The organism is Salipiger bermudensis, from assembly GCF_019801965.1.
Classification (GTDB): domain Bacteria; phylum Pseudomonadota; class Alphaproteobacteria; order Rhodobacterales; family Rhodobacteraceae; genus Salipiger; species Salipiger bermudensis_A.
This window is the reverse complement of sequence record NZ_JAHVIA010000002.1, coordinates 497,818-515,516: the sequence shown is the minus strand read 5'-3', so window position 1 is coordinate 515,516 and position 17,699 is coordinate 497,818. Positions and strand designations below refer to the sequence as shown.

Below are 17,699 nucleotides of genomic sequence, written 5' to 3'. Positions count from 1 at the left end.
ACGATAGCGCGGCGCCCTGCGATCTTGAATCCGCGCTGGCGGCGTTGGGAGACTCGCCGAGAAGACTTCTCGCCAATTCTCTGAGCCATGCCGCTCTCGCAGCACCGCGCAAGCCGGCGCCCCCCTATCCCCCTCGCCGTTAGCGTGCAAAGTTTCTCGCACAACCAATCGGGGAGATTCGCCATGAAGATCGGGATCGTGGGCGCGGGAATGGTGGGCTCCGCGGCGGGCTATGCGCTCGCTCTGCGCGGCGGCGCCAGCGAGATCGTCCTTGTCGACCGCAACATGGCGCTCGCGGTGGCGCAGGCCGAGGACATCGCCCACGCCGTGCCCTTCGCACACCCCTGCCGGGTCTCGGCGGGCGATTACGACGCGCTCGAAGGCGCCGACCTGGTGATCCTCGCCGCCGGCGTCGCGCAGAAGCCCGGCGAGGACCGCATCAGCCTGCTGTCGCGCAATGCCGAGGTCTTTGCGCAGGTCATCAAGGGGGTGCAGAAAGCCGCGCCCGAGACCATGCTGCTGGTGGCCTCGAACCCGGTCGACGTGATGACCGAGGTGGCGCTGCGCATCTCCGGCCTGCCACGCGAGAAGGTGATCGGCTCCGGCACCATTCTCGACACCGCCCGCTTCCGCAGCCTGCTGGGCGACCATCTCGGCGTGGCGCCGCAATCGGTGCATGCCTACGTGCTGGGCGAGCATGGCGACTCGGAGGTGCTGGCCTGGGCCTCGGCGCGCGCCGGCTCGGAGCCGGTCGCGCGGTTCGGCGTGCAGGTCGGTGCCGCCATCACGGCCTCGGTGCGCGATCGCATCGACGAGGGCGTGCGCCGCGCCGCCTATCGCATCATCGAGGGCAAGGGCGCCACGTGGTACGGCATCGGCGCGGGGCTGGCGCGCATCGTACAGGCGGTGCGCGACGATCAGCGCAGCGTGCTCTCCGTCTCGATCGTGACGCCGGAGGTCGAGGGGGTGCGCGACGTGGCGCTGAGCCTGCCGCGCGTGGTGGGCCGCAGCGGCGTCATGACCACGCTGCTGCCGGAACTGGCCGAGGACGAGGCCGCGGCCCTGCGGCGCTCGGCGGAGCTCTTGAAGGAGACCGCGCTCAGCCTCGGGTGAGGGACGCGCTCAGGCGATCCGGCGGCTCTCGCGAGCCGGACAGCTCAGGCGATGATGTCGGGGGTCAGCCGATCCTCGATCAGGGCGATCTTGTCCTTCAGGAACAGCTTCTTCTTCTTCAGTCGCTGCAGCGTCAGCTGGTCGCCCATGCCACGGTCCTGCAGGGCCGAGATCGCCTCGTCGAGATCGCGGTGTTCGCGCTTGAAAACCTCAAGCTCGACGCGCAGCACTTCCTCGGTCTTCATCGAGATGTCTTGCGGCGTCTCCATGCGGGCAAACTCCTTGCGATACAGACCCCTTAGATAGCAAGTCCAAACGCTCTGGCAAAGCCCTTGCGGATATTCCGGGGGCTTCCCATATTGATTTCAGTCGGGTTGCCGAATGCGGGGCCCGGCGGACGGTCGCTTTCTGCAAAGGACATGTCATGAGCAAGATGACTTTGGGTTCCTACCCGCACATGCTCGGCTTCGAGCAACTCGAGCGCCTGCTGGAACGCACGGCGAAATCGAGCGAGGGCTATCCGCCCTTCAATATCGAACAGACCTCGGAATGCTCCTACCGGATCACGCTTGCCGTGGCCGGGTTCTCGGAAGACGACCTGTCGATCACTGTCGAGGATCGCCAACTGGTGATCCGTGGGCGGCAAGGTGACGACGGCAGCGAACGCATATTCCTGCATCGCGGCATCGCCTCGCGACAGTTCCAGCGCAGTTTCGTCTTGGCCGATGGCGTGGAAGTGGGCGAGGCTGTGATGGAGAATGGCTTGCTGCACGTGGATCTGACCATCTCCCGTCCCGAGACGGTGGTTCAGACGATCCGGATCAGAAAGGGGTAATCCGATGAATACCAAGTACGATTTCCATACACCGGGCGAAGAGCGCATCGTCTATGTGCGTGCCGTCGCTGCCGGAGACCTCCCGGAAGAGATCCAGGGCCAGCTCGGCGGGCTCGAGACGCTCTACGCGGTGCACAACGCGGAAGGCGAGCGCCTGGCGCTGGTGAAAGACCGCAAGCAGGCCTTCATCCTGGCGCGCCAGAACGATTTCGCGCCGGTGACGGTGCACTGAGTGATTGCGGCGGGGGTGCGCCCCCGCCTGCCCCGGGGCCGGTCAGCGAGACGCGGCCCCGCTCCGGCGCCAGCGATGCAGCACATCGCCGCCGACCGCCCGAACTTCCTCGAGCTCGAACCGCGGCGCCTCGGCCAGACGGTCGACGCCCATCGCGCCGATCCCCGGACGGCCCTCGGCACCGACCGCGATGCCGGCGGTGAAGCCCACCAGCTCATCCACCAGATCCGCTGCCAGCAGCGAGGCGGCGAGCTGGCCGCCCCCCTCGCAGAAAACCCGGGTCAGCCCTTCCTTGCCCAGAGCCGTCAACAGCGCGTGAGGATCGATGCGGCCACCGGTGACCTTGCATTGCAAGAGCTTCGCGCCGCAGCTCTGCCAGGCCCGCTTGGTCATCGCGGCGGCGTCCGAGCCATGCGCCAGCCAGACCGGCACCTCGCGTGCGCTGCTGGCGAGTGTGCTCATCAGCGGCACGTCGATCAGCCGCGAGACGATGACCCGCACCGGCTGCTGCACCGCGCCCCAGCCGCGCACCGTCAGCGCCGGATCATCGGCCCGCGCCGTCCCAGCCCCCACCATCACCGCATCATGGCTCGCCCGGAGCCCGTGCACGTAGCGCCGCGCCTCGGGCCCGGTTATCCACTGGCTCTCGCCGGTGGCGGTGGCGATGCGGCCGTCGAAGCTGTTGGCGAGCTTCAGCGTCACCAGGGGCCGGCCCTCATCGTTGCGCAGGAAGAAGCCGGCATGATCGCGCGCCGCCTCTTCGGCGAGCACGCCGGTCGTCACCTCGATGCCATGCTTGCGGAGATAGGCGAAGCCCTGCCCCGAGACCCGCGCGTCATTGTCGGTGAGCGGCGCGACCACCCGCGCCACGCCGGCCTCGACCAGCGCATGGGCGCAGGGCGGCGTCTTACCGTGATGCGAGCAGGGTTCGAGCGTGACATAGGCGGTGGCGCCGCGCGCCGCGGCACCGGCCTGCGCCAGTGCCTGCGGCTCGGCATGGGGCCGACCACCGGGCGCGGTGGCGCCGCGGCCGACGATGCGCCCGTTCTTGACGATGACGCAGCCCACCGCCGGGTTGGGCCAGCACTGGCCCATCCGTCTCCGGCCCAGACGCAGCGCGTGGGCCATGTGCCGGATGTCGTCGGTCACTTCTCGGCGGGCGTCGCGTCGGGGCGCAGTTCGCTGACGAACTTGTCGAAATCATCCGCCGCCTGGAAATTCTTGTAGACGCTGGCGAAGCGCACATAGGCGACCGTGTCGATGCGGGCGAGCGTCTCCATGACGATCTCGCCGATCTGCTTGGAGGGGATATCGGTCTCGCCGAGGCTCTCGAGACGGCGCACGATGCCGCTGATCATCTGGTCGACCCGCTCGGGCTCTATGGGGCGTTTCTGCAGCGCAATGCGGATCGAGCGTTCGAGCTTGTCGCGGTCGAAATCCTCGCGCCGTCCGTTCGACTTTATCACCACGAGATCGCGCAGTTGCACGCGTTCATAGGTGGTGAAGCGACCACCGCAGGCCGGGCAGAAGCGACGGCGCCGGATCGACACGTGTTCTTCGGCCGGTCGGGAGTCTTTCACCTGCGTGTCGATATGTCCGCAAAACGGGCAGCGCATGCCTGTCTCCCTATCCGTTGGTGTCTGCCTCGGCGTGGGGTTAAGCCCCACTTATCCACAGCCACTATAGGGGAGCCGCCAGAGATTGGGTAGAGGATAATTTGGGCAACTAGATGAAGGGGCTGCACCTCCAGATGACGGAGGCGGGCGCCCCGAAATCAGGCGAGATGCGCGGCGATCTCGCGCCGATGCGGCGCATCCCGATGTTCGAACAAGTAAATTCCCTGCCACGTGCCAAGCGCCATGCGGCCGCGGCTGACCGGAATCGAGAGCGAAACCGGCATCATCGCGGCCTTGATATGGGCCGGCATGTCGTCCGGACCTTCATAAGTATGAGTGAGGTATCCCATCGACGGATCGCTCGACGGCGGCACCAGCCGATGGAAGTAGTTGCGCAGGTCAGTGCGGACCTCGGGATCTGCATTTTCCTGGATTAGCAGCGAGGCCGAGGTGTGCCGCACGAAGAGGGTCAGCAGCGCCTCGCCCGCTTGGTGCGCCGAGACCCAGCTCGCAACATCGCGGGTGAACTCGTAGAGCCCTTGCCCGCGTGTCTGGATGGAGAATGTCGTCTGTGCCATGCGCGCCCCCTGCCCTTCTCTAGCGCGGAAGTGGGCGCGCGGCCAGCGGTGGAGATCAGGCCTCGCTCACGACGCAGGCGACCTGCGGCAGATCGGTGCTGTCGTCGAACAGGATCGGCGAACCGTTGTCTGCCACCGCGGGCATCTGGCCAACCTCCCGAAGGGTCTCGCGGCACTCTGCGAGCTCGTCCGCCGAGACCCTGATCTCGATGACCTCGGGCTCGTCGGTCAACAGCGCTTCGGTCGCGGCGAAGGCGGCGACGGAAACGCAGGTGGCTGCGGCGGTCAGGACGAAAAGGCGGGTCATGGAAGAAGATCCTCTGTTGTTGCTCATTCAACGCAGTCTGCCCCGGCATGGTTCCGATTGGCTTAAGGAGCGCCGCAACCACATGCTCGTCGGGGCGTTGGGTGGCAGACGAAAAACGGAGGTTTCGAATGACCCGCAAAACCCTCTTCATCACCGGCGCAAGCTCCGGCATCGGCGCGGCCACCGCGCGCGCCGCCGTGGAGGCCGGCTGGAATGTCGGGCTCTTCGCGCGCTCGGAAGACAAGCTGACCGCGCTGGTCGAGGAGCTTGGCGAACACGCGCTGGCCCTGCCCGGTGACGCCACCTCGCTCGAGGATCAGACCGAGGCGATGCGCAAGCTCGCGGCGCAGTTCGGCGACGTGAACGCCGCCTTCGCCAATGCCGGCATGGGCGTCTCCGGTGCCGGGACGCTGGCCGGCGATCCAGAGGCATGGCAGGCGATGGTGCAGCTCAACATCATGGGCGTGCTCTGGACCGCCAAGGCTGCCTCGACCTATTTCAAGGACAATGGCGGCCACCTGCTGCTGACCGGCTCCGCCGCCGGCCGCACCCATATCAAGGGCTCGGTCTACGGCGCCACCAAGTGGTTCGTGCATGGCTACGGCGGCAACCTCGCGCAGGAATTCCGCGAGTGGGGCGCCCGGGTGACGGTGATCGCGCCCGGCATGGTCGACACGCCGTTCTTCGACGAGGCGAAGCCCGACAAGCTCAAGCCCGAGGATATCGCCGATGCGGTGGTCTATGCGCTCAGCGCCGACAAGCGCGCCAACGTTCAGGAAGTCTTCGTGATGCCGAACGGCTGAGCAACACCGCGATGCAGAAAGGCCCCCGCGATCCGTCGCGGGGGCCTTTTCGTTGCGATCCGGTGAAGCGCGGCTCTACGCGGCGTCACGAGAGCGCAGGTGCGGTATGAGGCTCGCGGCGAGCACCAGCTCGGCCACCACGGTCAGCCATGTCAGCCAGCCGGCAATGCCGCGCAGCGTTGCCTGCGCGCCGATCAGGGCGAGGCCGAGATAGACGATGATGAGGCCGATCACGATGGCCTGCCTTGCCTCGGAGCGCGGCGCGTTGCGCGACAGCATGAGCATCGCGGCGATGCCGAGGAAGACCACCGAGGCGCGGCGCGTCATGAAGACGGCACCGGGCAGCGCCTCCTGTCCGAAGATCCAGAGCGGCACGAAGGGCAGCAGCAGGTAGGCGGCGAACAGCGCCGCGAGCACCGCGGCATGGATCTGGCAGGTGGTACGGTAATCGGGCATGGGCCGGAAGTAGCGGCGCATGCCCCATGGTCAAGACGAAACAGGCGCTCAGCCGAAGAGCCGCGCGCCCTGTTCGTCGATCATCTGCTTCGCCTTGCGGATCGATGCCTCCTCGGCATCCTCCCGGTCACGGATGACATCGGCGCGGACGAGGTGATGGCTCTTGGTCTCACCCTCAACCTCGGCCTCGATCAGCGCCGCGATGCGGAACTGGCCGTCGGCGGGCATGGGCTCCGGAGTGATCCGGAACCCCTTGTACTCGATGGTCTCGGCCTTGGGCTCGGGTTTCGAGCCGCCACCGCCGAAGAGACGTGACAAGAGCGACATCTGCCCTCTCCTTCCCGGCCCGCGCGGGCCTTACTGGTCGAGGAAGCTGCGCAGCTTGCGCGAGCGCGACGGGTGCTTCAGTTTGCGCAGCGCCTTGGCCTCGATCTGACGGATCCGCTCGCGCGTCACCGAGAACTGCTGGCCGACCTCTTCCAGCGTGTGGTCGGTGTTCATGCCGATGCCGAAGCGCATCCGCAGAACCCGCTCCTCGCGCGGGGTGAGCGAGGAGAGCACGCGGGTGGTGGTCTCCTTGAGGTTTTCCTGGATGGCGCTGTCGAGCGGCAGGATGGCGTTCTTGTCCTCGATGAAATCGCCGAGCTGAGAATCTTCCTCGTCGCCGATCGGCGTTTCGAGCGAGATCGGCTCCTTGGCGATCTTCATCACCTTGCGGACCTTCTCGAGCGGCATCTGCAGCTTCTCGGCCAGTTCTTCCGGGGTCGGCTCGCGGCCGATCTCGTGCAGCATCTGGCGGCCGGTGCGGACCAGCTTGTTGATCGTCTCGATCATGTGCACCGGGATACGGATGGTGCGCGCCTGGTCGGCGATCGAGCGGGTGATCGCCTGGCGGATCCACCAGGTTGCGTAGGTCGAGAACTTGTAGCCGCGGCGATACTCGAACTTGTCGACCGCCTTCATCAGGCCGATGTTGCCTTCCTGGATCAGGTCGAGGAACTGCAGGCCGCGGTTGGTGTATTTCTTGGCGATCGAGATCACCAGACGCAGGTTGGCCTCGACCATTTCCTTCTTGGCCTGGCGCGCCTCTTTCTCGCCCTTCTGGACCTGCCCGACGATGCGGCGGAATTCGCTGATGTCGAGGCCGACATACTGGCCGACCTGCGCCATATCGCTGCGCAGACCTTCGATCTTGTCCTCGAAGCGCTCGATCAGCATCTGCCAGCCACGACCCGGCTTTTCCGACATCCGCTCGATCCAGTTCGGGTCGAGCTCGTGGCCGCGATACTCGTCGATGAACTCGCGACGGTTGATGCGGGCCTGGTCGGCGAGCTTCACCATGCTCGAGTCGATCGACATGATGCGGCGGTTGATGCCGTAGAGCTGGTCGATCAGCGCCTCGATGCGGTTGTTGTGCAGGTGCAGCCCGTTGACCAGCTCGACGATTTCCGAGCGGAGCTGCTGATACTGCGCCTCGTCGGAGGCGGAGAAGGAGCCGTCTTCATTCAGCGTGGCGCTGATGCGGGCGTCCTGCATGGCGGCGAGCTGCTCGTAATCGCCCGAGATGCGCTCGAGGGTCTCGAGCACGCGCGGCTTGAGCGCGCTTTCCATCGCGGCGAGCGACATGTTGGCCTGCTCATCGTCATCGTCATCGTCATCGCGGGCGATGGGATTGCCGTCGGCGTCGTATTCCGGCTCGTCACGCTTGGGCTTCTCGGCGCTGGCGCCGGTGCTCGAGGCATCGACCACCGGCTCGGCCAGGTCGCCATCCTCGTCCATCTGGTTGCCGAAGGTGGTCTCGAGGTCGATCACGTCGCGCAGCAGGATCTCTTCCTCGAGAAGTTCCTGGTGCCAGATGGTGATCGCCTGGAAGGTCAGCGGGCTTTCGCAGAGCCCGAGGATCATCGTGTTGCGGCCGGCCTCGATGCGCTTGGCAATCGCGATCTCGCCCTCGCGCGACAGCAGCTCGACCGAGCCCATCTCGCGCAGGTACATGCGTACCGGGTCATCGGTGCGGTCGAGCTTCTCGTTGGTGCCCGACGACAGCGCGACGTCGCGCCCCTTGGAGGCGTCGACCAGTTCGGTCGAGCCCTTGTTGGCGTCGTCCTCGGCCTCTTCGTCTTCCTCGGTGACCTGGATGCCCATTTCCGAGAGCATCGACATCACGTCCTCGATCTGGTCGGACGAGACCTGATCGGGGGGCAGAACCTGGTTGAGTTGGTCGTAGGTGATGTAGCCACGCTCGCGCGCCTCGGCGATCATCTTCTTGACCGCGGCCTGGCTCATGTCGAGGCTATGCGCGTCGTCCTGAGTTTCCGGCTTGGCGTCGTCGTTGTCTTTGGCTGCCATTTAGAGCTCCGTCAAAGGGAGGCGGCCGGACTGGCCGGCGGTCGCAAAGGATAGAATGATTCGTTGCTGCGAATCATGGGGGGAATCAACCGATTCGGCCACCCGTTTACCCCGTTTTCCTCCAGTTTTCCCTCTCCGCACAGTTAGTTCCCGTGCTTGGAAAAGCGAATCTGTTCCGTTAGCGCCTTGAAGGCGTCTCGTTCGTCCTTGTCCAACCGGGCCCCGTTGGGCCCGAAATCGTAATCCATCTCGCCTTCATCCTTGCGCAGCACCGCCTCGTTGCGGGCCTTCGCGGCCTGGGCGAGGCGCCAGGTGAGCGCCTCGTCGGCGAGGTGTTCCAAGTCTTCCTCGGCTTCGGCGATCTCTGCCGCGGCGCCGGAGCGCGCGGTGATCTTCGACAATTCCTCGGCCACGGTCATCCGCGCCAACTCAACGTCACCGGGCCGTCGCAAACAGGGAACGACCGCGACATGGCGTGCCGCGAGCAGGTTTTCAAGGGGCTCGATCCCGATTCTATACTCCGCCTCCTCGCGCAGCGCGGCGACGCTGTCGGCATTGTTGCGCAACAGCACGTCGCGCAGCGCGGCGCGCACCGGATCGGTACAATTGAGCGCCTCGAGCCCCTGCTCGAACTCGGCGATGAGTTCCGGCGTCGAGAGCAGCACCGCGAGGATCACCGCCTCACGCAGCTCGTTCTCGGCGGTGTCGCCGGCGGCGACAAGAAGAGAGCTCTTGACGCTGGCGCTCGGCGGGGCGGGCGCGTTCCACGCCCGGCGCTGGCCGCCACCGCCGCCACCGCCGAACGCCCGCTTGGGGCGCTGCGGACGGAACAGCTGGAAGCGCAGCTCCTTGATCTCGTCGCCATAGTGGCGGCGCAGCCCCTGGTCCTGGATCTGGCGCAGCACCTCGCGCAGCCGCGCGTCGAGCGCCGCCTTGCGCTCGGGGCTGTCGAAGACCTTGCCCTCGGTCTCGCGCCGCCAGAGCAGCTGCACCATCGGCATCGCGCCCTCGAGCACCTTGGCGACCGCCCCCGCCCCCTCGGCGCGCAGCAGGTCGTCGGGATCCTTGCCCTCGGGCATCAGCGCGAAGCGCAGGGTCTTGCCCGCCTGCAGCAGCGGCAGCGCGAGGTCGATCACCCGGTAGGCGGCGCGCAGGCCCGCCTTGTCGCCGTCGAGCGCCACGACGGGCTCGTCGGTGATGCGCCAGAGCAGCTGCAGCTGGGTTTCGGTCACCGCCGTGCCGAGCGGGGCCACCGAGGCGCCGAAGCCGGCCTCCGAGAGCGCGATGACATCCATGTAGCCCTCGGCCACGATCAGCGGCTGGCCCTTGCCGGCGGCCTCGCGGGCGGGACCGTGATTGTAGAGGTTGCGGCCCTTGTCGAAGAGTTCGGTCTCGGGCGAGTTGAGGTATTTCGCGTTGTCGCGCGGATCCATGGCGCGGCCGCCGAAGGCGATGGCGCGGCCACGGGCATCGCGGATCGGAAACATGATGCGGTTGCGGAACACGTCATAGGGCGCCTTGCCGCGGTCGGAGGCCTTTGCGAGCCCCGCGCCGAGGATCAGGTCCTCGGCCACGCCCTGCCCACGCAGGTGATCCCAGAGGTTCTGCCAGCCTTCCGGCGCAAAGCCGATCTCGAAGCGGTCGCGCACGTCTTCCTTGAGGCCGCGCCGGTCGAGATAGGCGCGCGCCTCGGAGGCGGCGCCGGCGCGAAGCTGCATGCGGAAGAAGCGCACCGCCTGCTCCATGACCTCGGCCAGCTGCTCGCGGCGGTCGGCCTTCTTGGCGGCCTGCGGGTCGCGCGCGGGCATCGGCATCCCGGCCTCGCGGGCGAGGATCTCGATGGCCTCCATGAACTCGACGTTCTCGCTCTCGCGCACGAAGGAGATCGCATCGCCCTTCGCGTGACACCCGAAGCAATAGTAGAAGCCCTTGCGGTCATCGACGTGGAACGAGGCCGACTTTTCCTGGTGGAACGGGCACGGCGCCCACATGTCGCCCTTGGCCTGGTTGGACTTGCGATTGTCCCACATGACCTTGCGCCCCACGACCTGAACCAGGCTCGTGCGGTTGCGCAGCTCGTCTAGGAAACCGGGGGGCAGACTCATGCTGCGAATATCGGGCCAGCGGCGAGCCGAGTCCAGATGCTCTGAAGAGCTTTACTCAAATACCCACCGCTTTGGCACCGGGTGCCGCCCGCAAGAATCGCGCCGTGTCACTGCGCGAGGCACTGCGCCTCCCAGGCCGCGCCGACCTCGTCGGTGAGCTGATCCTCGGGCAGCGACCAGATCCAGTCGGCCAGCATGTCGCCGGCGCCACGGTCGCCGATCTGATCGCGCAGGGCGGCGCGGGCCTTCGACTTCGCGACGCCCTCCTTGCGCGACTCGACCGCCTGCATGACGATCCCGGCGGATTCCGCGCAGGCGGCGGCCTTGTCCTGCTGCGCCGAGGCGGCGAGAGGAAGGCTGGCCAGAAGGCCGAGGCTGGCGGCGAGGGTCAGGCGAAGGATCATGTCGCGGGCTCCTGCTGAGATGTCGATCGGGGCGAGCCATAGCGGAGGCGGGCGACGCTGTCACGCCGCCCATAGCCGGAGGCGGGCGTCGCAGTCACGCCGCCCGACGCCCAGCCCCGCCCCGGCTCAGAGCCCCTTGGCGCGGTAGCTGCTCGCCACGCGGTCGATGGCGACGATGAAAGCGGCGGTGCGCAGGTCGGTGACATCGTCGCGCCCGTGCCAGACCTCGCGCATCGACTGGTAGGCGATGCGCATGGTGTCATCGAGCCCCGAGCGCACCAGCTCGAGCTCGTCGGCGCCGCGCAGGTATTTCTCCTTGAAGCTCGGCGTCAGGCTCCAGGCATCGCCCAGCATGTGATCGAGCCGCTCGAGCTCGTCGACCACGAGCTGGTGGCGCGATTCCTCCTGTCGGCGCTGCATCCGGCCGAAGCGGATGTGGCTGAGGTTCTTCACCCATTCGAAATAGCTCACCGTGACGCCGCCCGCATTGGCGTAGAGATCGGGGATGATCACCGTGCCGCGGTTGCGCAGGATATCGTCGGCCCCGGCGGTGATCGGGCCGTTGGCGGCCTCGATGATCAACTTGGCCTGGATCTTGTGGGCGTTGGTGAGGTTGATCACCCCCTCGAGCGCGGCGGGGATGAGAATGTCGCACTCACTCTCCATGACGCTGCCGCCATCGGCGACGCTATTGGCCTCGGGGTAGCCGCGCAGACCGCCATGGCGCACCAGCCAGTCGCGCACCCGCTCGACATTGAGCCCGTTGGGATCGTAGAGCGCGCCGTCGCGCTCGATGATGCCGACGATCAGCGCGCCGTCATCCTCCGACAGGAACTTGGCGGCGTGGTAGCCCACGTTGCCCAGGCCCTGCACCACCACGCGCTTGCCCTCGAGCTTGCCGGAGAGACCGGCGATGACGACATCCTCCGGGTGGCGGAAGAACTCGCGCAGCGCGTATTGCACGCCGCGCCCCGTCGCCTCGACCCGGCCGGCGATGCCGCCCGCGTTGAGGGGCTTGCCGGTGACGCAGGCGCGCGCGTTGATGTCGGTGGTGTTCATGCGGGCGTATTGATCGGCCATCCAGGCCATCTCGCGCTCGCTGGTGCCCATGTCGGGGGCGGGCACGTTCTGGCTCGGGTTGATCAGGTCGCGCTTGATCAGCTCATAGGCAAAGCGCCGGGTGATCTGCTCGAGCTCGTACTCATCATAGTCGCGGGGATTGATGCAGAGCCCGCCCTTGGAGCCGCCGAACGGCGCCTCGACCAGCGCGCATTTGTAGGTCATCAGCGCGGCCAGCGCCTCGACCTCGTCCTGGTCCACCGCAGAGGCGTAGCGGATGCCGCCCTTGACCGGCTCCATGTGCTCGGAATGCACCGCGCGGTAGCCGGTGAAGGTGTGGATCTGGCCGCGCAGGCGGACGCCGAAACGCACCGTGTAGGTGCCGTTGCAGACCCTGATCTTCTCCTCGAGCCCGGGGGGCAGATCCATCAGGGCCGCAGCCCGATTGAACATCAGATCGACGCTCTCGCGGAACGTCGGCTCATTCGCCGGTGCAGCGCACATGGATCCCTCCTCCTTCGGCCGCCTGCCCTGTTGCGGATCATGATCGACCGTTGGCGTTAACTCTAGTTTGCCAGAATCGATTGGCAAAACCCTTTTTGCTCCAGATTCGAGACGGCGAATTAACGGGGGATTATCGCTGACACCGGGGATTGTCCTCCACTCTGAAACATCGCCGCCAGCCATGCCGGATTTGTTCGCAATGCCCGCTGTAATTCCATGAGTTTAAGGTCAAATTGGCCCAATTTTAGCCATGAAGACCGAGCATAACCAGCTCCGTTGCAAGCGTGTTGTAAGCGGGGCTTTCCGGAAGAATTCGGAAGGAAGGAGTTCGGGACAATGAAGTTTTCCTCTATTCTCAGAGGCAGTCGGCCAAGGCGGACAGAGACCTCGATCTCGGCCCTCGGCGCACCCTTCCACAGCTTCTATCGCGACGACTCCGGCAGCATGACCATCATGGCTGTCGCGCTGTCGCTCTTCATGATGATCTTCGGCGGCATCGGCATCGACATGATGTATGCCGAACTGCAGCGCAACAAGATCCAGAACACGCTCGACCGCGCCGTGCTCGCCGCCGCCGATCTCGACAACGAGCTCGATGCGGAAGCCGTGGTCGAAGACTACATGACCAAGATGGGCCTCGACGACGCGCTGGTCGCGGTGGATGTGGACGAGGGCCTGAACTACCGCACGGTGACCGCCGATGGCACGCGCACCATGCCGTCGAACTTCATGCAGCTGCTCGGCATCGACAACATGACCGCCAGCGGCCACGCCCAGGCGATGGAGCGCATCAACAAGGTCGAGGTCTCGATGGTGCTCGACATCTCGGGCTCGATGGATGACGGCAACAAGATGGAAGAGCTGCAGGTTGCCGCCTCCGACTTCGTCGACACGCTGCTGGCAGACGGCTCCGACGATCTGGTGTCGATCTCGCTGGTGCCCTATTCCGAGCACGTCAATGCCGGCCCCGAGATCCTCAGCCATCTCAACGTCAACTGGAAGCACGGCTACTCGCATTGCCTCGAGATGCCGAACAGCGCCTTCTCCTCGGCCGCGCTCGACATGTCGGCGACCTACGACCAGATGCAGCACTTCCAGTGGAACTACTCCGGCAGCAACTCGCTGACCGACACGGTCTGCCCGCGCTATGATTACGAACGCATCCGGCCCTGGAGCCAGGACGCCACCGCGCTGAAGACGCAGATCAACCAGCTCCAGCCGCGCGCCGGCACCTCGATCTTCATGGGCATGAAGTGGGGCACCGCCCTGCTCGATCCGTCGACCCAGACCATCGCCTCCGGCATGATCGCCAATGGCAGCGTCGACGCGGTGTTCCAGGGGCGTCCGGTGGCCTATTCCGATACCGACGTGCTCAAGACCATCGTGCTGATGACCGACGGCCAGCACGACCGCTCCTACCGGATCCAGGATTGGGCCTACAATGACGAGAACGAGGTGGTGCTGTGGTCGCAGTACAACCTCTGGCACTACCTGAACTACTACGTGAACTCGTGGAACCGCGGCAGCTTCTACTACCAGAAGTACAACGCGACGACCGGTGACTCGCTGCTGAGCAGCGTCTGCACCGCCGCCAAGAACCGTGGCATCCTGATCTGGTCGATCGGCTTCGAGGTCTCCGACCACGGCGCCCAGGTGATGCAAGATTGCGCCTCTTCGCCGGCCCACTTCTTCCGCGTCGAAGGGGTTGAGATCTCCGAGGCCTTCTCGACCATCGCCCAGACACTGAACCAGCTGAGGCTGACCCAATGATCGCCCGCATCGCAAAGGCCTTCCGCCGCTTCCGCAAGGGCGAAGACGGCTCGGCACTGATCCCCTTCGCGCTCTGGACCCCGGTGATGCTCGGGGTCGCGCTCTCCACCGTCGAGGTGGGCGCGATGACCCTGCGCCACACCCAGCTCGAGCGGGCGCTGGACCTGACCGTGCGCGAGATCAAGCTCGGCACCGGCCAGATCTACAGCCACTCCGAACTCAAGGCGATGATCTGCGCCAAGACCTCGATCCTCGCGGATTGCGGCGAGATGCTGCACCTCGAGATGATCGGCCTCGACATGCGCGACTGGACCGATCCGCCGTCGACCGTGGAATGCACCGACGTGGCGCTCGACGTGACGCCGCAGCGCAATTTCGAGTTCGGTCAGGAGCACGAGACGATGCTGCTGCGCGCCTGCTACAAGTACCGGCCGATCAGCCCGGTCTCGAAGCTCGGGCGGCCGGTCAAGACCGATGCCGACGGCTATACCGGCGTCGTGTCGACGGCGACCTTCGTGCACGAGCCGATGTAAGGGAGGAGACGAGATGACCACGAGCAAGCTTGGATCCCGGCTCCGCCGCTTCCGCCGCGACAGCGATGGCTATGTCACCATCGAGGTGATGTTCATGCTGCCGGTGCTGTTCATCCTGTTCGGCGCGGCCTGGGTCTATTTCGACGTGTTCCGCCAGCAATCGGTGAACCAGAAGGCCAACTACGCCATCGGCGACATGCTGTCGCGCGAAACCGAGGAAATCGACGACACCTATATCGACAACGCCTTCAAGCTCTACGGCGTGCTGACCAAGAACACCACCAACGCCGACGAGCTGACCGGCCTCTACAGCGCCGATCTTCGGATCTCCGTGGTCGAGTACAACGCCAAGAGCGACAAATACTCGGTGGTCTGGTCGGCGGCCCGCGGCGACCTCGGCGAGCTCAAGACCAACGATGCCCGGGATTATGCCGACCACCTGCCGGTCATGGCCAACAGCGGCCAGGTGATCATGGTCGAGACCGCGGAAGACTATAACCCGGCGTTCAACGTCGGCCTCGATCCGATGCGGATCAAGACCTACAGCTTCACCCATCCGCGCTATGCGCCGCAGGTGCTCTTTGCCAGCCAGCAGAATGGCAACAACGGCTGGGGCAACGGCGACCAGGAGGCACCGGGCGGCTCGCTGTGCAACAACAACGCCGAGAACGCCACCGACTGCGGCAACGAGGACGGGTCCAATAACGTCGAACCGAACGGAGGCTACGGAGGCCCGTAAGCTCCGGTGCCAGCCTGACAGAACGAGAAAGGCCGCGCTTCAGGGCGCGGCCTTTTTGCATCTCAGACGCAGCGAAGGATCAGAACTGCGCCTCACCCTTGTGCCGCGCGACCAGCATCGAGAGCGCATCCGCCATCGGCTTGGTGTCGCGCCCGGCGGTGACGCCGCCAACGGCGACCCGCTTGCCCATGCGCCACCAGAGGCCGGGCTGCCAGGCGCGCGGCTGCGTCTCGTTGAGCTGGATCAGGAAGCCGTTCGAGGGCTTCATGGCAAACATCGAGCGGTCGACCTTGGCGATGTCCTCGACCCGCGCCAGCACCGCGCCAGAGCTGTCGCTCAAGCCCTGCTCGGTCAGGATCAGGTCGCGCCCGGTGGCGCGCCACATCATCTGCGCCATCCACAGCGCCGCGACGCCGAGCACGAGGAGCACCGCCTGCCAGTAGATCTCGGCCGGCGGCTCGGCCACCAGCAGCCACAACAGAAGCCCGCCGAGCGCCGCCAGCGTGCCCACGCCGATGACCCGGCGCGCCGGTGTCGCGCTGACCCGCGCGATGATCTGGGTGTCGTCCATGTCGCCTCCCTCCTCGGGGCGTCAGTCGCGCCGCGGATCGCGGGGATAGACGCCGAGGATCTCCAGTCGGTTGGTGAAATACTCGAGCTCGTCCAGCGCGCGCTTCACCGCCGGATCCTCGGGGTGACCCTCGATGTCGGCATAGAACTGCGTCGCGGTGAAGGAGCCGTTGACCATGTAGCTCTCGAGCTTGGTCATGTTGACGCCGTTGGTGGCAAACCCGCCCATCGCCTTGTAGAGCGCCGCCGGGATGTTGCGCACCTCGAAGATGAAGGTGGTCATCATGCCATGCGTGCCGCGACGGCTCAGGTCGGCCTGCTTGCCCATGATCAGGAAGCGCGTGGTGTTGTGGGCGTGATCTTCGATATGCTGGGCAAGGATCTCGAGCCCGTGGGTCTCGGCCGCCAGATCCGAGGCCAGTACGCCCTCGTCGCGATGCTGCGAGCGGGCCAGCTCGGCCGCCGCGCCGGCGCTGTCCGCCGCCGCCTCGCCCTTGATGCCGTATTTCTCCAGGAAGCTCGCCGCCTGCGGGATCAGCACCAGGTGGGCGCGCACCTTCTTCAGCTCGTCGAGCTTCACCCCCGGCAGCGCCATCAGGCTGATATGCACCCGCACGAAGGCCTCGTCGACGATGCGCAACCCGCTCGCCGGCAGCAGGCGGTGGATGTCGGCCACCCGGCCGTAGGTGGTGTTCTCGACCGGCAGCATCGCGAGCTTGGCGCGGCCGCTCTGCACCGCGTCGATCACCTCCTCGAAGGTGTGGCAGGGCAGCGCCTCCATGTCGGGCCGGGCATCGCGGCAGGCCTCGTGCGAATAGGCGCCAAGCTCTCCCTGAAAGGCGATACGATCGGTCATGAGTGCGTCCAATTCTCTCTTTATCGATGCGCAATGGCCTCTTGCGCGATTGGTCGCGGCTTCTATACCTTGCCAGACGACAAGGGAAGCCGTAGACACCGGCCGGAGGACATTCTTGGGACACACAGCATATGTTTGACACGATGACGATTACCAAAGCGGTAGGCGGACTCTGCGGTGCGCTTCTGATCTACCTGCTAGGCAACTGGGTTGGCGAGTCACTCTACAGCATGGGTGGCGGCCACGGTGAGGAGCACGCGGCCGCATACGTCATCGACACCGGCAGCGAAGGCGCCGCCGAACCGGAAGAAGAGGTGGATTTCGCCACGCTGATGGCCGAGGCGGATGCCGGTGCCGGCGAGAAGGTCTTCGGCAAGTGCCGCGCCTGCCACAAGCTTGATGGCTCCGACGCCACCGGCCCGCACCTGAACGGTGTGGTCGGCCGCGAGATCGGCGCCGTGGGCGGCTTCGCGTATTCCGGCGCGCTCGACCAGGTGGGCGACGTCTGGAGCCCCGAGAACCTGTTCGCCTTCCTCGAGAGCCCGCGCAACGCCGCGCCGGGCACCACCATGAGCTTTGCGGGCCTGAACAAGCCGGCGGACCGGGTGAACCTGATCGCCTATCTCGAGAGCACCAACTGATCGCACGGATCTGTTACGGAAATTCCGAAAGGCCGCGCTCCGTCGCGGCCTTTTTCGTTGCGCCTGCCGGGCTTGCGGCGCCTCCGCCGGATCCGCCCCCGCAGCTGCGCCGCCGCCCAGCCGCGCGGCTTCGCGAAGACAAGGCGAAATCGCGCCCCGATCACGCAGACTCTAGCAAACACCGCTTGAATGTGGTCGCCGCGCACCCTTAGCTTAGATCAACCGGCAC

Annotated in this window: 21 protein-coding genes; 8 read left to right on the top strand and 13 right to left on the bottom strand. The window is 66.0% G+C overall.

Features of this window, described 5'->3' with window-relative positions; all coding sequences use genetic code 11:
- Positions 1–183: 183 nt before the first annotated feature.
- Positions 184–1,113: an L-lactate dehydrogenase gene (locus KUV62_RS06485; protein ID WP_222602856.1), complete on the top strand. Its 930-nt coding sequence runs from the start codon at positions 184–186 to the stop codon at positions 1,111–1,113.
- A 44-nt stretch (positions 1,114–1,157) separates the two neighbouring features.
- Here the strand turns inward: KUV62_RS06485 and KUV62_RS06480 are convergent, their stop codons facing one another.
- Positions 1,158–1,382, bottom strand: a complete 225-nt coding sequence (locus KUV62_RS06480) for a YdcH family protein (protein WP_222602855.1) — start codon at positions 1,380–1,382, stop codon at positions 1,158–1,160.
- Between the two features lie 155 nt (positions 1,383–1,537).
- Between KUV62_RS06480 and KUV62_RS06475 the strand changes: the two genes are divergently transcribed.
- Entirely contained in the window at positions 1,538–1,948 is a 411-nt protein-coding gene (locus KUV62_RS06475; protein WP_222602854.1) for an Hsp20 family protein, read from the top strand.
- Positions 1,949–1,952: 4 nt separating this feature from the next.
- The gene (locus KUV62_RS06470; RefSeq protein WP_222602853.1) at positions 1,953–2,180 is read left to right on the top strand and encodes a DUF1150 family protein; all 228 of its coding nucleotides are present in this window, start codon (positions 1,953–1,955) and stop codon (positions 2,178–2,180) included.
- Positions 2,181–2,222: 42 nt separating this feature from the next.
- On the opposite strand, the gene ribD is transcribed toward KUV62_RS06470, so the two are convergent.
- The 4 genes from ribD to KUV62_RS06450 form a co-directional block, all read right to left on the bottom strand.
- The gene (gene ribD, locus KUV62_RS06465) at positions 2,223–3,329 is read right to left on the bottom strand and encodes a bifunctional diaminohydroxyphosphoribosylaminopyrimidine deaminase/5-amino-6-(5-phosphoribosylamino)uracil reductase RibD (RefSeq protein WP_410000836.1); all 1,107 of its coding nucleotides are present in this window, start codon (positions 3,327–3,329) and stop codon (positions 2,223–2,225) included.
- Positions 3,326–3,796 (bottom strand): transcriptional regulator NrdR, encoded by a 471-nt coding sequence (gene nrdR, locus KUV62_RS06460; protein ID WP_222602852.1) that lies wholly within the window; start codon positions 3,794–3,796, stop codon positions 3,326–3,328. The genes ribD and nrdR overlap by 4 nt, the downstream gene beginning before the upstream one ends.
- A 158-nt stretch (positions 3,797–3,954) precedes the next feature.
- The gene (locus tag KUV62_RS06455; RefSeq protein ID WP_222602851.1) at positions 3,955–4,374 is read right to left on the bottom strand and encodes a secondary thiamine-phosphate synthase enzyme YjbQ; all 420 of its coding nucleotides are present in this window, start codon (positions 4,372–4,374) and stop codon (positions 3,955–3,957) included.
- Positions 4,375–4,429: 55 nt separating this feature from the next.
- Positions 4,430–4,681, bottom strand: coding sequence for a hypothetical protein (locus tag KUV62_RS06450; RefSeq protein ID WP_222602850.1), 252 nt, complete (start codon positions 4,679–4,681; stop codon positions 4,430–4,432).
- Positions 4,682–4,809: 128 nt separating this feature from the next.
- Between KUV62_RS06450 and KUV62_RS06445 the strand changes: the two genes are divergently transcribed.
- On the top strand, positions 4,810–5,484 hold the full coding sequence (locus KUV62_RS06445; protein WP_222602849.1) for an SDR family oxidoreductase: 675 nt from the start codon (positions 4,810–4,812) through the stop codon (positions 5,482–5,484).
- A 75-nt stretch (positions 5,485–5,559) separates the two neighbouring features.
- On the opposite strand, the gene KUV62_RS06440 is transcribed toward KUV62_RS06445, so the two are convergent.
- The 6 genes from KUV62_RS06440 to KUV62_RS06415 form a co-directional block, all read right to left on the bottom strand.
- Complete coding sequence (locus tag KUV62_RS06440; RefSeq protein WP_222602848.1) at positions 5,560–5,961, bottom strand: hypothetical protein; 402 nt, start codon at positions 5,959–5,961, stop codon at positions 5,560–5,562.
- Positions 5,962–5,988: 27 nt separating this feature from the next.
- Positions 5,989–6,267 (bottom strand): HlyU family transcriptional regulator, encoded by a 279-nt coding sequence (locus tag KUV62_RS06435; protein WP_222602847.1) that lies wholly within the window; start codon positions 6,265–6,267, stop codon positions 5,989–5,991.
- 30 nt (positions 6,268–6,297) lie between these two features.
- Positions 6,298–8,289, bottom strand: coding sequence for an RNA polymerase sigma factor RpoD (gene rpoD / locus KUV62_RS06430; RefSeq protein WP_222602846.1), 1,992 nt, complete (start codon positions 8,287–8,289; stop codon positions 6,298–6,300).
- Positions 8,290–8,432: 143 nt separating this feature from the next.
- Positions 8,433–10,394 carry a DNA primase gene (gene dnaG / locus KUV62_RS06425; RefSeq protein ID WP_222602845.1) on the bottom strand — a complete coding sequence of 654 codons (1,962 nt, stop codon included), beginning with the start codon at positions 10,392–10,394 and terminating at the stop codon, positions 8,433–8,435.
- A gap of 107 nt (positions 10,395–10,501) precedes the next feature.
- Complete coding sequence (locus tag KUV62_RS06420) at positions 10,502–10,798, bottom strand: hypothetical protein (RefSeq protein WP_222602844.1); 297 nt, start codon at positions 10,796–10,798, stop codon at positions 10,502–10,504.
- A 126-nt stretch (positions 10,799–10,924) separates the two neighbouring features.
- Positions 10,925–12,361 carry a Glu/Leu/Phe/Val family dehydrogenase gene (locus tag KUV62_RS06415; RefSeq protein WP_222602843.1) on the bottom strand — a complete coding sequence of 479 codons (1,437 nt, stop codon included), beginning with the start codon at positions 12,359–12,361 and terminating at the stop codon, positions 10,925–10,927.
- A 336-nt stretch (positions 12,362–12,697) separates the two neighbouring features.
- Here KUV62_RS06415 and KUV62_RS06410 point away from each other — a divergent pair, with 336 nt between their 5' ends.
- The 3 genes from KUV62_RS06410 to KUV62_RS06400 are packed head-to-tail and all read left to right on the top strand — an operon-like array spanning position 12,698 to position 15,403.
- Complete coding sequence (locus KUV62_RS06410; protein WP_222602842.1) at positions 12,698–14,131, top strand: TadE/TadG family type IV pilus assembly protein; 1,434 nt, start codon at positions 12,698–12,700, stop codon at positions 14,129–14,131.
- Positions 14,128–14,664: a TadE/TadG family type IV pilus assembly protein gene (locus KUV62_RS06405; protein ID WP_222602841.1), complete on the top strand. Its 537-nt coding sequence runs from the start codon at positions 14,128–14,130 to the stop codon at positions 14,662–14,664. The genes KUV62_RS06410 and KUV62_RS06405 overlap by 4 nt, the downstream gene beginning before the upstream one ends.
- Positions 14,665–14,677: 13 nt before the next feature.
- Positions 14,678–15,403, top strand: coding sequence for a TadE/TadG family type IV pilus assembly protein (locus KUV62_RS06400; RefSeq protein ID WP_222602840.1), 726 nt, complete (start codon positions 14,678–14,680; stop codon positions 15,401–15,403).
- A 79-nt stretch (positions 15,404–15,482) separates the two neighbouring features.
- Here KUV62_RS06400 and KUV62_RS06395 read toward each other — a convergent pair whose 3' ends face one another.
- Positions 15,483–15,974 carry a hypothetical protein gene (locus tag KUV62_RS06395; RefSeq protein WP_222602839.1) on the bottom strand — a complete coding sequence of 164 codons (492 nt, stop codon included), beginning with the start codon at positions 15,972–15,974 and terminating at the stop codon, positions 15,483–15,485.
- Positions 15,975–15,995: 21 nt separating this feature from the next.
- Positions 15,996–16,829, bottom strand: a complete 834-nt coding sequence (locus tag KUV62_RS06390; RefSeq protein WP_222602838.1) for a prephenate dehydratase — start codon at positions 16,827–16,829, stop codon at positions 15,996–15,998.
- Positions 16,830–16,960: 131 nt separating this feature from the next.
- Between KUV62_RS06390 and KUV62_RS06385 the strand changes: the two genes are divergently transcribed.
- Positions 16,961–17,470, top strand: a complete 510-nt coding sequence (locus KUV62_RS06385; protein ID WP_222602837.1) for a c-type cytochrome — start codon at positions 16,961–16,963, stop codon at positions 17,468–17,470.
- Positions 17,471–17,699: the final 229 nt, after the last annotated feature.

Coding starts and splice junctions, on each gene's coding strand:
- KUV62_RS06485 (WP_222602856.1), top strand. CDS start 184: ATGAAGATCGGGATCGTGGGCGCGGGAATGGTGGGCTCCGCGGCGGGC.
- KUV62_RS06435 (WP_222602847.1), bottom strand. CDS start 6,267: ATGTCGCTCTTGTCACGTCTCTTCGGCGGTGGCGGCTCGAAACCCGAG.
- KUV62_RS06445 (WP_222602849.1), top strand. CDS start 4,810: ATGACCCGCAAAACCCTCTTCATCACCGGCGCAAGCTCCGGCATCGGC.
- KUV62_RS06455 (WP_222602851.1), bottom strand. CDS start 4,374: ATGGCACAGACGACATTCTCCATCCAGACACGCGGGCAAGGGCTCTAC.
- KUV62_RS06405 (WP_222602841.1), top strand. CDS start 14,128: ATGATCGCCCGCATCGCAAAGGCCTTCCGCCGCTTCCGCAAGGGCGAA.
- KUV62_RS06440 (WP_222602848.1), bottom strand. CDS start 5,961: ATGCGCCGCTACTTCCGGCCCATGCCCGATTACCGTACCACCTGCCAG.
- KUV62_RS06400 (WP_222602840.1), top strand. CDS start 14,678: ATGACCACGAGCAAGCTTGGATCCCGGCTCCGCCGCTTCCGCCGCGAC.
- KUV62_RS06470 (WP_222602853.1), top strand. CDS start 1,953: ATGAATACCAAGTACGATTTCCATACACCGGGCGAAGAGCGCATCGTC.
- rpoD (WP_222602846.1), bottom strand. CDS start 8,289: ATGGCAGCCAAAGACAACGACGACGCCAAGCCGGAAACTCAGGACGAC.
- KUV62_RS06395 (WP_222602839.1), bottom strand. CDS start 15,974: ATGGACGACACCCAGATCATCGCGCGGGTCAGCGCGACACCGGCGCGC.
- KUV62_RS06385 (WP_222602837.1), top strand. CDS start 16,961: ATGTTTGACACGATGACGATTACCAAAGCGGTAGGCGGACTCTGCGGT.
- KUV62_RS06410 (WP_222602842.1), top strand. CDS start 12,698: ATGAAGTTTTCCTCTATTCTCAGAGGCAGTCGGCCAAGGCGGACAGAG.
- nrdR (WP_222602852.1), bottom strand. CDS start 3,796: ATGCGCTGCCCGTTTTGCGGACATATCGACACGCAGGTGAAAGACTCC.
- KUV62_RS06475 (WP_222602854.1), top strand. CDS start 1,538: ATGAGCAAGATGACTTTGGGTTCCTACCCGCACATGCTCGGCTTCGAG.
- KUV62_RS06420 (WP_222602844.1), bottom strand. CDS start 10,798: ATGATCCTTCGCCTGACCCTCGCCGCCAGCCTCGGCCTTCTGGCCAGC.
- KUV62_RS06415 (WP_222602843.1), bottom strand. CDS start 12,361: ATGTGCGCTGCACCGGCGAATGAGCCGACGTTCCGCGAGAGCGTCGAT.
- KUV62_RS06480 (WP_222602855.1), bottom strand. CDS start 1,382: ATGGAGACGCCGCAAGACATCTCGATGAAGACCGAGGAAGTGCTGCGC.
- KUV62_RS06390 (WP_222602838.1), bottom strand. CDS start 16,829: ATGACCGATCGTATCGCCTTTCAGGGAGAGCTTGGCGCCTATTCGCAC.
- KUV62_RS06450 (WP_222602850.1), bottom strand. CDS start 4,681: ATGACCCGCCTTTTCGTCCTGACCGCCGCAGCCACCTGCGTTTCCGTC.
- dnaG (WP_222602845.1), bottom strand. CDS start 10,394: ATGAGTCTGCCCCCCGGTTTCCTAGACGAGCTGCGCAACCGCACGAGC.